Origin of the sequence: Pseudoalteromonas shioyasakiensis (assembly GCF_024518675.1) — a bacterium.
GTDB classification, from domain to species: Bacteria; Pseudomonadota; Gammaproteobacteria; order Enterobacterales; family Alteromonadaceae; genus Pseudoalteromonas; species Pseudoalteromonas shioyasakiensis_B.
In genome coordinates, this window is sequence record NZ_JANIGL010000004.1 from 213,858 (window position 1) to 228,464 (window position 14,607).

A 14,607-nucleotide genomic window follows, 5' to 3' on the forward strand; every position below is an offset into this window, starting at 1 on the left:
CTTAATGCCATTAAACAAAGTAAAACCTATCACCATTTTGATGGCTGATGATGATGAAGATGATCGCTTATTGGCGCAAGATGCACTAGCTGAAAGCCGAGTAATAAACGATTTACACTTCGTTGAAGATGGTGTTGAGTTATTAGAGTATCTTGAACGAAAGGGCAAGTACGAAGAAAAAGATGCATCGCCGCGACCAGGTTTAATTCTGTTAGATTTAAATATGCCAAGAATGGATGGACGAGAGGCTTTACAAGCAATTAAAGCTAACCCAAATTTAAAAGGCATCCCTGTTGTAATTTTAACAACTTCAAAACAAGAAGAAGACATGGTTAAAGGCTATGACTTAGGCGCAGCATCCTATATTACTAAACCTGTTACATTTGAAGGTTTAGTGGATCTTATGAAAACTTTAGGCAGATACTGGGTCGAGTTCGTTGAGCTGCCAAGTACGTTTAATGATTAAAACGGAGAAAAAATGTTAGATAAAGCGACTAAACTGTTACTGGTTGAAGATGATGAAGATGATTATATTCTTACATGTGATTACTTAGAGCAGCTTAGTTCGCATACATTTGACATTGATTGGATCAGTGAGCCTGAAAAGGCCGTTGCAATGCTGAGTAAAAATCAGCATGACATTTGTTTGCTTGATTATCGATTGGGTGCTTCTGATGGCTTAGTCGTACTCAAGCAAGCCATTGAAAATGGCTTTACAGGTCCTATCATTATGCTCACAGGCCAATCTAATGAGGCACTGGACTCTGCTGCCCTGGATGCGGGCGCCGTAGATTACTTGGTTAAAAGCGAAATGAGTAACAGTCGCTTTGCACGGTCTATACGTTATGCATTAGCCAGACGTGATATAGAAGATGAGCGAATAGAACGACTTAAAGCCGAAGCAGAAAACCGCTCAAAAGACCGTTTCTTAGCGCATTTAAGTCATGAATTACGCACGCCGTTATCATCAATTTTAGGTTACACCGAGTTACTCATGCAAAGTGAGTGTAATGAAACAGCAGGCCATGAGTTGGGAGTTATCTACCGAAATGGTAAGCACCTTTTAAGCCTGTTAAATGATGTACTCGATCTTTCTAAAATTGCCGCAGATAAGCTTGAACTAACGTGCGCGGATGTCAACCTAGATAGCTTAATGGCCGATGTGTTTACCTTAATGCGTGTTTCAGCTCTCGATAAAGGGTTATCCCTACGCTTTGAATCATTACATCCGTTGCCCTTGGTGGTCAGTATTGATGCCACTCGATTTAGACAGATTCTGATTAATATTATCAATAATGCGATTAAGTTTACTGAGCAAGGTGAAATTATCGTCCGTGCATGGACTCAGATTGTTGATAACAAAGAAATGCTATTTTTTAGTATCAAAGACTCAGGCTTAGGCATCGCCAAAGAAAAACAAGAATTAATATTTAAGCCGTTTGAGCAAATTGCCGATGTAGAATCACGCTCTGTAGGTGGAGCAGGTCTAGGGCTTGCTATTTGTTCAGAGCTGTTAAATCGGATGCAAGGAGGGATTTCTCTTGAGTCAGAAGTCGGAGTAGGCTCAGAATTTACCATTTCATTGTATCCTGGCAATATTAAAGACGTTGAGCGTCATGTGCTTAAACTCGATTTGACACCCAATATGCAGCAAAAAACAGCACCATGCCAAGTGTCAGGGCGAGTGTTAGTGGTCGATGACTTACGAGATTTACGTGTTCTGGTTGGTCATATGCTTTCATCTGCAGGTGCGAAAGTAGATTATGCCGAGCATGGTAAACAAGCATTAGATAAAGTAAACAGAGCACAGCAACAGGGGCAACCCTATGATATTGTATTTTTAGACATTCATATGCCAGTAATGGGCGGTAAAGAAGCCACAATCGAACTTAGAAAAATGGGTTTTGCTGGCGCCATCATTGCGCTTACCGCAGCTACAATGAAAGGGATACATAGCGAACTGACAGCGTTAGGGTTTAATGATGTGATAGGTAAGCCGGTTGATGCCAGCTTGCTTTATCAATGCTTACAGGGCTATTTAACGGAAACTCGTAAGCCTGTTGTTGCGAATACCGAAAAAGTTAAAAAAGACGCTGAAGCCACTGCAACATCACGGTATTTATTAGTGGAAGACGATGCTGACGCTGCTCAAATAACACAGTTGTTGCTAGAAAGTTTAGGGGTAGAAACCGCGATTGCAGACAGTTTTGAGCAATGTATGACCATGCTCAAAACCGATGCCAATTACGATAAGGTACTTTTAGATATGCACTTGCCTGATGGCAGCGGCCTTGAACTTGCACAATATGTGAAACAACACTACCCACATTTAAAGCGAGTAATTGTCAGCGGTGTTGAACCTGATCCAATCCAAATAGAGCAGCTCAAAATTGAACAGGTATTGCTAAAACCAATTAATTTAGCGTTATTGTCAGATCTTATTGATGTTTGATTATAGACTGGCGAATAATAAGCTCAGGTTTGAACACGGTTTGTAATTCTGCTGTGGTCTTTTGATACACGTTACTTAAAATCCAGTTCGCAGCCATATTCCCCATCTCGTCGATAGGGTAGTTAATGGTACTCAATGGCGGATATACGTGACGTGTGAAAAACACATTATCAAATCCAATTATTGAAAGCTCGTTAGGTAAAGTAACTCCACACTCTCTTGCGCTTGCCATAGCCCCTGTAGCCATTTCATCGTTGGCACAAATTAACGCAGTAAATTGATGAGGGCTGTTGTGTAGTTGGGTATACCCTTGAGCACCACTATTTTCCATAAAGTCTCCTTCATAGAGTAATTGTTCATCAAAGGCATGGTTAAATTCTTGTAAGGCTTTTTTATGTCCAGAAAGGCGATCTTGAGCATCTTTTTTCCAAAGAGGACCGCTTATATAAGCAATGTCTGTATGGCCTTGCTCTAAAATATATTTAGTCGCTAAATAGCCACCATGAACGTTATCTAAAATAATACAGCGTTCAGCAAGCTCACTGATATAACGATTTAACAGTACAAAAGGCGTTTTACCTTTACTGAGTTTTATTAAGTACTCGTCTGTGACAGCTTCAACATGCAGTATTAGACCATCACAATTGCGGCTAATTAAAAATTCAATCGCTTGCTCTTCGCGCTTTTTATCACTATGGCCTGCTGCAATAATGACGTGCTTACCCTGATCACGAAAAGTATTCTCAATACCGCCCATCATAGGCCCGTAAAATGGCCCGGATAGTTCAGACACTAATAAGCCAACACTGTTTGAGCAATTAGAGGCTAGCGATTGCGCAATTGAATTGGGTCGATAGCCAAGCTCTGTCATTGCAGACATGACTTTTTTACGAGTTATATCAGTGACATTGACATTGTTATTCATAACTCTTGAGACAGTTGCTAGCGATACTCCCGCAAGCTTTGACACCTCATAAATGGTGGCCATGTTATTCCTTTTACGTATCAGAAGACGCTTTATTTCTCGCTGTTAAATCAGCATTTATTTGTTGTACGGTTTTGTTATCCAGAATATACCTTTTCATGATTAAGGCGACAAGGATACTGCCAATAGCAGGGTAGAGAGTAAACGATGTGAGTATGCCATTTTTTGTTGCCTGTGAAATTTCACTGTCAGCTTGGTATCCGTAATAAGCAAGCAACCAGCCAGCACTTGCGCCACCCAGAGCTAAACCAAGTTTAATAAAGAATACTACACTAGCGTAGACTAAGCCGGTTAACCGTTGGCCATCTTGCCATTGCCCATAGTCGATGGTGTCGGCCATTTTTGCCCACAATAATGGTGTTGCCATTTGAGTGAAAAAACACCATAAAAAATAGACTAAAAAAGCTAAAAACAGGTTTTCACCGGGTAACCAAAAAGCAACGCAGCTGATAGCGGCTGAAATATATTGTAGATAAATATAAGCTCGTTTTTTATCTACATATTTACTTAATGGTTGTGCACACGCGCAGCCTAAAATATTACCTATCATGCCAAGAGTGACAAATTGAGTTACTAAATCAGCTTCACCAAGTACATATTTTACATAGTAGATAGCGAGAGTTGTGCGCAGTACCATGCTAGTTAATAGCATAATTGAAGCGCCACAGAGTATTCTAAATGGGCCATTCTTCCATACTATGGCCATTTGTTCTTTGAGCTTAAGTTGGGTGTTTTGTGCTGCACTCACGCGCTCTTTAGTGAACTTAAAACAAATAAGAAATAACCCAACACCGAAGCAACTCATCAGTACCATGGTTAGCTGGTAGCCTAACGCGTTATCGCCTTTACCGAGCCAATCCACAAGTGGCAATGTACAGCTACTGACGATGAGGCCACCAAGCATACCAAATACAAAGCGATATGATTGAATGGATACTCGTTCATTTGGATCTTTACTCAGTACACCACCAAGAGCGGAGTAGGGAATATTGATTGCGGTATAAACTAGCATTAACAGGGTGTAAGTAATAAACGCATAAATCACTTTCCCCGTTGGAGATAACTCTGGTGTGGTAAAGGTGATAATACTGATCACCCCAAATGGCACCGCTAGCCACAGTAAATACGGGCGATAACTGCCATAACGAGTACGGGTTGAATCCGTAAGCGAGCCCATTAGTGGATCTGTGACAGCGTCAACAATTCGTACCACTAAAAATAATGTGCCTACCACCGCCGGTGATATACCAAAAATATCAGTGTAGAAAAAAGTTAAAAATAGCATTACCGTTTGAAAGATAATGTTGCTTGCAGTATCACCTAAACCGTAGGCTATTTTTTCTTTTTTAGTTAGCATGGTAGGTACTCATTATTAGCGTTGTTTTAATAGTGCACAATATTGCTTCGCGCTTTCTTTAAGTATACGTTGCTGAGTTTGGTAATTAATATAAACGAGGCCAAAACGCTTTTCATAGCCGTAGGCCCATTCAAAATTATCCATTAAACTCCAGGCAAAATACCCTTGTACGTTTACGCCTTGGTTTATGGCATCGTTAACAGCATTTAAGTGGGTATGATAATAGCTTACACGATCATAATCGAGCACTTGATTGTCATGAACACTGTCAGCCATTGCAGCACCGTTTTCCGTAATATAAATTTTCGGTAAAGTATAAAGCTCATTTAATGATACCAGCAGCTCAGTTAAGCCTTGTGGGTATACTTCCCAACCCATATCTGTAATCGGCACATTAGTTAAGTTGGCTTCTTCAAACCAATTATCAGCAGTACATTTATAATGGATGCGGGTGTAATAATTGACCCCTAAATAATCGATAGGTTGGCTTATTATTACCATATCTTGCGGCTGAATATCAGGTTGTACGTGCTCTGGTAATTCATTCAGTAGCGAGGGGTATTGGCCATCTATAATCGCTTTTATATACCATTGATTATGATATTGATCAGCCTGAAATGCGGCTAACTTGTCATCCGCTGTGAGTGGGTAGGTTGGACTAAAGTTAAGTACAATACCCGCTTCAGTATCAGGGCAGTTTTTACGTAATGCTTGCATGGCAAGGCCATGTCCTAGTAATAAGTGATGTGCAGCTTGACGGCCTGCTTTTTGGCTTTTGATCCCTGGAGCGTGTACGCCAATTTCATATCCTAAGTAGGCACTGCAAAACGGCTCGTTTAGCGTGGCGTAGGAATCAACAAGTCCAGCTAGTTCTTTACTGACTATATCTGCGTATGCTGCAAACGCATAAGCTGTATCACGGTTTTGCCAGCCACCTTGATCTTCTAAGTATTGAGGTAAATCCCAATGATACAAAGTGACATAGGTTTTTATATTACGCGCTTTTAAAGCCGTTAATAGATCACGGTAAAACCCCAGCCCTTGTTGATTGACAGTACCGTCTTGGTTAAGTGCACGCGGCCACGAAATAGACAGTCGGTAGGCATCAACGGCTAAATCAGCAATCATCTCTACATCTTGTTGCCACAAATTGATGTGATCACATGCGATATCACCATCGCTTTGATCAGCAATTGCATTTGGTTGCTTACAAAATGTATCCCAAATACACGCAAGGCGTGAGTCGCGAGCCCCCTCTATTTGGAATGACGCAGTAGCAACACCAAAGGTAAAAGCTGGTTTTAACATCGCAGAATGGCTGGGCAAAGAAATTGTTTTAAACACGGTTAGGGGTATCCTCTAACTTTTAATGGCAATGCATGTAAGGTTAAATACAGCATAGCGGGTTTATGTAAGCGCTTACAATATTGTTGTAAATAAATTGCTAAATCCGATTTATATGATATAAATGTAAGCGCTTACATTTTATGTTGCAACTATTATTTGCTTTTTAAATCTAGATCTAAAGCATCTAAATACGTGTAATGAACTGATAATTAATAATTAATTAGAGATATATTATGGCACAAGCGCCTTTGACAACAAATCACCACAGCCAAGTACAGGAGATGCCTAAGCAAACATTTGCTTTAGCGTCACTGACCACATTGTTTTTTATGTGGGGCTTTATTACCTGTTTAAACGATATTTTAATTCCTTATTTAAAAGGAATGTTCTCGCTCAATTATACCCAAGCCATGTTAGTGCAATTTTGCTTTTTTGGTGCTTATTTCATCATGTCTATTCCGGCGGGTAAGCTGGTAAGTAAAATTGGCTATCAGTATGGCATTGTTGTGGGCTTAGTTGTTGCGGCCATTGGTTGCGCACTTTTTTACCCTGCGGCAGATGCTCATGTATACGAGCTGTTCTTATTTGCATTATTTGTTTTAGCTAGCGGTATAACTATTTTACAAGTCTCTGCAAACCCTTATGTGAGTGTGTTGGGCTCAGCCAAAACAGCATCATCACGTTTAACAATGACACAAGCATTCAACTCGTTAGGCACCACTGTAGCGCCTATATTTGGTGGCTGGTTAATTCTTAGTGAAGTAAGTCAAGCAACGGCTGAACAAGTAAAAATGCCTTACTTGATTTTATCAGCCAGCTTATTGATTTTAGCTGTTATATTTGCATTTTTAAAGCTACCAAAGCTTGGTAAAGCTGATGCTAATGAGAATACTCAAGCCGATGAAAACTTCGTTGATTTAGGTAGCGTTTGGCAATATCGCCACCTTATTTTTGGTGCCCTAGGTATTTTTGTTTATGTTGGCGCTGAGGTAGCAATCGGCAGTTTTTTAGTGGGGTTTTTAACTCTCGATCACATTGCTGCTATGAGTGAGCAACAGGCTGCTCATTATATTAGTTATTATTTTGCTGGTGCGATGATAGGGCGCTTTGCTGGTGCGGTTATCATGCAAAAAGTAAATGCACATATTGTACTTGCTTGCCATGCTGTTTTAGCTGTGGTGCTTATCTTAGTTGCTATGACAGGGCAAGGATCGCTTGCCATGTGGGCTATTTTGTTAGTTGGCTTATGTAACTCAATTATGTTCCCAACTATTTTTAGCTTAGCTCTACAGGGGTTAGGTAAATACACCTCTCAGGGTTCAGGCATTTTATGTTTAGCCATTGTTGGTGGCGCAATCATACCACTATTACAGGGCATGCTAGCTGATAGCATTGGCGTGCAGTTAGCGCTGTTATTACCAATTGGTTGTTATATTTATATCACTTACTTTGCGCTTTTTGGCTCAAAAGTATCTTCAACTCGTCATTCATAATTAGGTGCAAAACATGACATTAAAAAAACCATTCACACTTTCGGCGCTGATGATTGCGACAATAGCGATGAACGGCTGTACTGGGTCTGATCAGGTGCAAACTAAAGATGCGGTTGAGCAAGACATTTGGCCAATGATCACCACAGGTATTCAAGATGATGCTGCGATGGAAGCGAAAATAGCAGAGCTATTATCAAGCATGACACTTGAGCAAAAAATAGCGCAAATGATACAGCCAGAAATACGCGATATTACAGTAGAAGATATGCGTAAATACGGATTTGGTTCGTATTTAAATGGTGGTGGAGCTTTTCCAAATAATAACAAACATGCCAGTGCGGCTGATTGGATAGATTTAGCTGAAAAAATGTACCAAGCATCAATCGATGATTCACTTGATGGTAGTCGTATTCCGACCATGTGGGGCACAGATGCCGTACATGGTCATAATAACGTTATTGGCGCAACTTTATTCCCCCATAATATCGGTCTAGGTGCGACCAATAATCCTGCCTTGATTGAAAAAATTGCAGCTGCTACAGCACAAGAAGTTATGGTGACGGGGATTGATTGGGTATTCGCACCTACCGTTGCTGTTGTGCGTGATGACCGCTGGGGTCGCACTTACGAAGGTTACTCAGAAGACCCTGAAATTGTAAAAGAGTATTCTGCTGCCATTGTAAAAGGCTTACAGGGCGCTGTGGATCAAGACTTCTTATCTGATAAGCGTGTGATCAGCACAGTAAAACACTTCTTAGGTGATGGTGGTACACAAGGTGGTGATGATCAAGGTAATAATATTGATAGTGAAGCTGACTTATTCAATATTCATGCTCAAGGTTATGTAGGCGGTTTAGGGGCAGGGGCGCAGACTGTCATGGCGTCTTTTAACAGCTGGAATGGCGAGAAAATACATGGCAGTAAGTATCTTCTTACTGACGTGTTAAAAGGCAAAATGGGATTTGATGGCTTTGTTGTTGGTGATTGGAACGGCCACGGACAAATCCCGGGCTGTACAAATGGTAATTGTGCGCAAGCTGCAAATGCAGGCCTTGACGTATACATGGTGCCGACTGATGCGTGGAAGCCATTATATGAAAACTTAATAACCCAGGTTAAGGACGGTGCGATTGCGCAATCACGCATTGATGATGCGGTAACACGTATTCTACGAGTGAAAATGCGTGCAGGGTTATTTGATAAGCCAAGCCCAGCACAACGCCCATTATCAGGAAAAACAGAGGTTATCGGCAGTAAAGAGCATCGTGCAATTGCTAAACAAGCTGTACGCGAATCACTAGTCTTACTAAAAAATAAAGCACAATTGTTACCTCTTTCACCTAAAGCAAATGTATTGGTCGCTGGTTTAGGTGCCGATAACATTGGTATGCAATCGGGGGGTTGGAGTATTACATGGCAAGGAACGGGTAATGAAAACAGTGACTTTCCTGGTGGCACATCTATTTTAGATGGGATTGCAAAAAAGGTTAATCAAGCCGGTGGGCAAGTCGCGTATGACTTGAACGGTGAGTTTGATACACGTCCTGACGTTGCAATCGTTGTATTTGGAGAACAACCTTACGCTGAAGGTAATGGGGACTTAGATAACCTTGAATACCAACGAGGTAATAAAACTGATTTAGCATTATTACGTAAGTTTAAAGATGCCGGTATTCCTGTTGTATCGCTATTTATTAGCGGTCGTCCTATGTGGGTAAACGCAGAGCTCAATGCCAGTGATGCCTTTGTAGCAACTTGGTTACCAGGAAGTGAAGGCGATGCCATCAGTGATGTATTATTTACTAATATTGATGGCTCTGTGAATCATGACTTTAAAGGCAAGCTATCATTTTCGTGGCCTAATAACCCAATTGATAACGAAAATAGAGGCGATGCTGACTACGCGCCATTATTACCTTATGGCTTTGGCTTAACGTATGCAGATAAAAATACCCTTGCAGATGATTTAGCTGAGCAAAGCAATGCAACAGAACAACTCGAAGACTTAGTGTTATTTGAGCGTGCCGTTAAAGCACCTTGGAGCTTAGTATTACAAAGTGGTGAGCAGCAAAAAACCATGGCAAGTAGCCGTGAATCTGTTGGTGCAGTTAGTGTTAAAACCTTTGATAAAGACGTGCAAGAAGATGCCCGTGCGATAGTATTTAGCGGTACAGAGTCTGCAGCAGTACGCTTAATGGCAGCATTTCCTTCTGATTTACGCTCATACGTTGAAAAATCAGGCCAACTACAAATGCAAATTAAGGTAGATCAAGGTGCCGATGCGCCACTTTGGCTTGGTATGCAATGCGGCGAAGGTTGCCAAGGCAAATTTGATATTGCAGCGCAGCTTAAAAACACCAACCAATGGCAAACTGTGAATGTTGATTTAGCTTGCTTTACCCAGCAAGGCGTTAATTTATCGCAGGTATTTTCACCTTGGCAGCTTTCTACCTCAGCGCCATGGCAAGTATCAGTTGCTAAGTTGAGTGTAACCAGTGAAAAAGTAACCGAAAACACTATTTCATGTCAGTAAAGTCATGTTGGGTCATTATGTTGGTAGGGGCATTAAGTGCCTGCCAACACACTTCTCAGCCAACTCAGGCCAGTATTGGTCAGGGTTGGCAGTTGGTGTGGCAAGATGAGTTCAATGCCACAAAGATTGACTTAACTAAGTGGCAACACGAAGTAAATTGCCATGGTGGCGGTAACGATGAGTTACAGTGCTACACCGCACGCTCGCAAAATAGTTACCTCAAAGATGGCTTATTGCATATTGTTGCAAGAAAAGAAGATTACACTGGCCCTTTGTATAATACAGATGAACTTACCAGTAATGCACGGGCTAAGTTGCAAAGAACCCAACCTTTTACATCAGCCAGGCTTAGAACGAAAGGAAAAGGTGACTGGCGCTATGCTCGTATTGAGGTTCGTGCAAAGCTGCCTGCTGGGCAGGGAACCTGGCCTGCTATCTGGATGTTACCTACTGATTGGGAATATGGCACGTGGGCATCATCAGGTGAAATCGACATCATGGAAGCGGTGAACTTAAAAACCCTAACCGATGATAAAGCAGCCCCAGTAGGCACCCTTGAAAGCCGTATTCATGGCACCTTGCATTATGGCGGCCCAGCCCCTGAAAATGTTTATAGTGGCTTGCCTTACACATTTACTGCTGATCAAAACCCTGCTGATGTATTTCATACTTATGCCATTGAATGGCAAGAGAATGAAATTCGTTGGTATGTCGATGATGTGCATTTTGCCACATTTGAAAGTAAGCAATGGTATTCAACAACTCAGCAAGATGATGGCTCTTTTGTAGAAAATACCGGTTTTGCTCCTTTTGATAAACGCTTTCATCTGTTAATTAATTTTGCAATTGGCGGTAATTGGCCTGCAAATGTTAATGACAAAGGGGTGGATAAAAGCGGTTTTGAAAAACAAATGCTAGTGGATTATGTTCGTGTATTTCAATGCTCTGTTAATCCACAAACAGGCCAAGGGTGTGCGACATACCAACCTAGCGCGAAGCAAATTATAGGTAAGCGCAAGTAAAAAGCTTTGAGTCTTGAGCCAGTCTTTGTATCGCCGAACTCGTTACATTGACTGGCTTTTGACTCAATCTCTATGGACTAAAAGGGAGTTTAACGATTTAGTTTTTGTAACAACAGTTGGCGGATTCTACGCGCTGTTTGCTCATCAATATCCCCCAAAATTCCCTTAGCATGCGGTGCTACTTCAGCGCCCAACTCTTTGTTATCACTAAATACATAATGGGTAAAAAATTGCTGCCAATGCTCTCGCTGAGATTGTGGTAAATCTTTTATTGCTAGCATACTGTGTAGCATGGCATCGAACGGATTAGCTAAGTAATCAGCAGCTTGTCGCCACCAGTAATTCACCAGTACGTTAAAGTGGCTATTAGCGCTTACGTGGTGCCACCAAAGGGTGGGTATGAATATGCCATCGCCGGGCTCAAGTTTGGCTATTTGTGCGCTGTTAAGTGCATTTTTAAAGCGCGGGAAGCGATTAAAGTCTGGAGCTGTAAAATCAACTAAGCTAATAGCTTGCCCTGCAGGAGTGAACTCTAAAGGCCCTATGTACAGGTTATCGATTTGAGCAGGGGGAAATAAAATAAACTCACGGCTACCAGCACCAACACAGGCAAGGTTATCTGCATTGTCGTAATGAGCTGCAATACGGCTGTGGTTTCCCACCCATAAGCTTTTTAAGCAAGCGTGATTTGTTACTTGTAACGGGTTCTCAGCAGTAAACGCCGGCGCGCAATAATCACAAGCTGTAGACCCCATATAGTATGAATCTGGCGTGTCTATTGTTAATGCTTGCTGCAATGTCTTAAGCAATGCCAACAAATTACTCGCGTATTGAGTAAAATTTAAGTCAGTCATATCAGCATTATAAAAGTAGCGGCCTTGCACTTGTGCAGGCGCTGAAAATGCACGTACTGGCGCATCACTTGCAATATTTGTTAAATACTTTAGCGCTTGAATGTCACCGTTTTGCGCGCTCTGGACCATCGGCCAGTGTGCGCATACACCTTTGATTACGATAGGGGTTGTTTGCTCAGCTAAAAAAGCAGACAAGTCCTTAATATCATCTATATGACATTGCCTGACTTGCTGCGTAATTAGGTCTGCTGCACTTTGCATTACTGCTTGGCCCATTTCTTATTGAGTAAAGCTGGGATTTGCTCAAGCGAGGCAATTGCCATGTAAATGGCTTGAAGGTAGCCAGTTTGCTGAAGGGTTTGTAACTGCTCACTACTAAGTGAGTTTAGTACTTGTTGGTTGAGTGTATAAAAACCACCTACCGTGACTTTTTCACCCTCTTTTTGTTGATACTCAATTGAAAATGCCTCGATTAAATTAAACGCTAGAAGCTGTTCAAAAAAGGCCGGCAGCGCTTGGTTCTCAATATGCAGTGTATTAAGTACTTGGGCAATGTGATTTAAATAGTCACTGTTACCGCCGTGCTCCAAAAATATAGCTTCACCTTGCTGCTGATTAACGCGCGGGCTGTCTAAGTCCAAGTGCACGACTAATGACTGCTCAGGCACTCCTTGGTTGTACTGGGTTTGCTGGCCAATAAGAAATGGTTGGCGTTGCATACTTAATGGTAAATAATTAAGAGTTAAGTTATTTTTCTCATCAAGTAATAGGTTCTCACCATTTTCAAAACCAAATAATGCTAGAGCCTCAAACTGGCCTGTGTGTGGGTGTTTACGAAATACAATCGGTTGCTGTGCTTGAACTTTAGTGAATTCGTTGGGGAAAATGGTGCAGCAACTTATTGAGTCACCCCATTTAGCGCCGCGCTCAGTGATCACCTTTAAATCTTTGTGGCTAATATTATCAAGTAAAACGTGGTTGGCCATAGGGCCTCCTGCATGTTAAATCGGCTGTAAGCCAAATTTTTGAATATGATTAAGTAATTGGCGATTCGTGGGTAACTTTGCCAATCCCTGCTTAGCCTCTTGCTGGCTCTTGGTAAAATGTTCTATCACAGCGGCAGGCATTTTCATTGCTGGAAACTGCGGTAAATGTTTCATGCCATATAAAACGTATTGATAGCTCGCTGACGAAAACACCTCTTGTGCACGGTCAAAATCATTTAACCACGGGCTTTGGTATTGCCACAGTGTTAGGTTGTCAATCAGCGCTCTGGGTGCTGCATTGGGAGCTCGGTGAGCTTGCCAATACTCACTAGTGCGCTTTGATAATACATAATGTAGTTTTAAAAACTCAATGATTCGTTGCCAGCGGTAATGTGTTTGTTGATCAAAGCGCTGCGCAAGCTGTGGCATGGCGTTCTTATGTGTTGGAAAATTCGCTAATAAGTTGTTTAAACTCAGCTCTACCATTACAAGTGCAGAGGCTTCAAGTGGCTCTATAAAGCCCGCTGACATACCTATAGCAATACAGTTTTTATGCCAAAAATGCTCACGGTAACCTGGGGTAAACTTAAGCTCACGAATTGTTAATTCAGCAAGCGATAAATGACTCTGGGTTTTGTTTAAATAGCTAATTAACTTGTCTTTAGCGCCTTGGGTGGTTTCAAATTTACTTGAATACACCATACCTACACCACGGCGGCTTTGTAAGCCTATATCCCAAATCCAACCTGTGTCTTGAGCCGTTGCTTTGGTATAAGAAAGTATTTCTTGTTCATTGTTGGCATAGGGGACTTGTACCGCGACTGCGCGGTCATTAAATAAAATATGATCTTGGCTTTGTAGCGCAACTTTATAGTGTTGCTCAATTAAACGACCGTGATGGCCTGAACAATCAATAAATAAGTCGCCAGTTATTAGCCCATGATCACGCGTTTGCACGGCACTAATGTAATTATCATCATCATTAATCACGTCATCAACATGGCTGATAATATGATTAACATTAAGTTTATCAATGCAATGCTGTTGCAATAGTTGTGCAAATTTCCCTGCATCTAAATGATAGCCGTAATTAGCTACGGTTTGATAATCACTGTGTAAATGGCTCTTCGGTGCTTTGTTATGATCGCACAGATAAGTTTGGCTTGATACTGCATGGCTAAAGCTAACTGCATCATGTTGAGCAAACCAATAGGGCGCAATATTCAGGTTTTGGTAGGCAACAGGTAAACTAAAAGGGTGGTAGTAATGCTCGTTAGCTTGGCCCTCGTTTTCATCATGGCTCCAGCCATCAAAACGTGAGCCTTGTTTAAACGAGGCATCACATTGGCGAATAAACTGTGTTTCGCTGATACCAATAGTCTTTAAGGTTTGGCGCATGGTTGGCCAAGTTCCTTCCCCCACACCTAGGGTGGGCACATTGGGTGATTCAATTAATGTAACTTTCGCGTTATGAGTTAAGTGGGGTTGAGCTGCAATTAAGCCTGCGCTTAACCAACCTGCGCTGCCGCCACCGATAATAACAATGTGATTTACTGTGGATGTCGCCATTAATAATTA

General features: G+C 41.6%; 11 protein-coding genes. 5 read left to right on the forward strand and 6 right to left on the reverse strand.

Annotated features, from left to right (window positions below; translation table 11 throughout):
* Positions 1 to 4: 4 nt before the first annotated feature.
* Both NQT69_RS13755 and NQT69_RS13760 read left to right on the forward strand, forming a co-directional pair.
* Positions 5 to 466: a response regulator gene (locus tag NQT69_RS13755; protein ID WP_256828257.1), complete on the forward strand. Its 462-nt coding sequence runs from the start codon at positions 5 to 7 to the stop codon at positions 464 to 466.
* Between the two features lie 12 nt (positions 467 to 478).
* Positions 479 to 2,452: a response regulator gene (locus NQT69_RS13760; protein ID WP_256828259.1), complete on the forward strand. Its 1,974-nt coding sequence runs from the start codon at positions 479 to 481 to the stop codon at positions 2,450 to 2,452.
* On the opposite strand, the gene NQT69_RS13765 is transcribed toward NQT69_RS13760, so the two are convergent.
* The 3 genes from NQT69_RS13765 to NQT69_RS13775 are packed head-to-tail and all read right to left on the reverse strand — an operon-like array spanning position 2,439 to position 6,102.
* Positions 2,439 to 3,440 carry a LacI family DNA-binding transcriptional regulator gene (locus NQT69_RS13765; protein ID WP_256828260.1) on the reverse strand — a complete coding sequence of 334 codons (1,002 nt, stop codon included), beginning with the start codon at positions 3,438 to 3,440 and terminating at the stop codon, positions 2,439 to 2,441. The two genes, NQT69_RS13760 and NQT69_RS13765, sit on opposite strands and share 14 nt — an antisense overlap.
* 10 nt (positions 3,441 to 3,450) lie before the next feature.
* The gene (locus tag NQT69_RS13770; RefSeq protein ID WP_256828261.1) at positions 3,451 to 4,794 is read right to left on the reverse strand and encodes a glycoside-pentoside-hexuronide (GPH):cation symporter; all 1,344 of its coding nucleotides are present in this window, start codon (positions 4,792 to 4,794) and stop codon (positions 3,451 to 3,453) included.
* A gap of 15 nt (positions 4,795 to 4,809) precedes the next feature.
* Positions 4,810 to 6,102: a GH1 family beta-glucosidase gene (locus NQT69_RS13775; RefSeq protein ID WP_256828317.1), complete on the reverse strand. Its 1,293-nt coding sequence runs from the start codon at positions 6,100 to 6,102 to the stop codon at positions 4,810 to 4,812.
* Between the two features lie 272 nt (positions 6,103 to 6,374).
* Between NQT69_RS13775 and NQT69_RS13780 the strand changes: the two genes are divergently transcribed.
* From NQT69_RS13780 to NQT69_RS13790, 3 genes are read left to right on the forward strand one after another with little or no spacing between them, the layout of a single operon-like run.
* Positions 6,375 to 7,634 (forward strand): sugar MFS transporter, encoded by a 1,260-nt coding sequence (locus NQT69_RS13780; protein ID WP_256828262.1) that lies wholly within the window; start codon positions 6,375 to 6,377, stop codon positions 7,632 to 7,634.
* 13 nt (positions 7,635 to 7,647) lie between these two features.
* Entirely contained in the window at positions 7,648 to 10,167 is a 2,520-nt protein-coding gene (locus tag NQT69_RS13785) for a glycoside hydrolase family 3 protein (RefSeq protein ID WP_256828263.1), read from the forward strand.
* The gene (locus tag NQT69_RS13790) at positions 10,158 to 11,189 is read left to right on the forward strand and encodes a glycoside hydrolase family 16 protein (protein ID WP_256828264.1); all 1,032 of its coding nucleotides are present in this window, start codon (positions 10,158 to 10,160) and stop codon (positions 11,187 to 11,189) included. The genes NQT69_RS13785 and NQT69_RS13790 overlap by 10 nt, the downstream gene beginning before the upstream one ends.
* A gap of 89 nt (positions 11,190 to 11,278) precedes the next feature.
* On the opposite strand, the gene NQT69_RS13795 is transcribed toward NQT69_RS13790, so the two are convergent.
* The 3 genes from NQT69_RS13795 to NQT69_RS13805 are packed head-to-tail and all read right to left on the reverse strand — an operon-like array spanning position 11,279 to position 14,598.
* Entirely contained in the window at positions 11,279 to 12,304 is a 1,026-nt protein-coding gene (locus NQT69_RS13795; RefSeq protein WP_256828265.1) for a cupin-like domain-containing protein, read from the reverse strand.
* Positions 12,304 to 13,029: a SapC family protein gene (locus NQT69_RS13800; RefSeq protein ID WP_256828266.1), complete on the reverse strand. Its 726-nt coding sequence runs from the start codon at positions 13,027 to 13,029 to the stop codon at positions 12,304 to 12,306. The genes NQT69_RS13795 and NQT69_RS13800 overlap by 1 nt, the downstream gene beginning before the upstream one ends.
* A gap of 15 nt (positions 13,030 to 13,044) precedes the next feature.
* Positions 13,045 to 14,598: a tryptophan halogenase family protein gene (locus NQT69_RS13805; RefSeq protein WP_256828267.1), complete on the reverse strand. Its 1,554-nt coding sequence runs from the start codon at positions 14,596 to 14,598 to the stop codon at positions 13,045 to 13,047.
* Positions 14,599 to 14,607 lie beyond the last annotated feature (9 nt).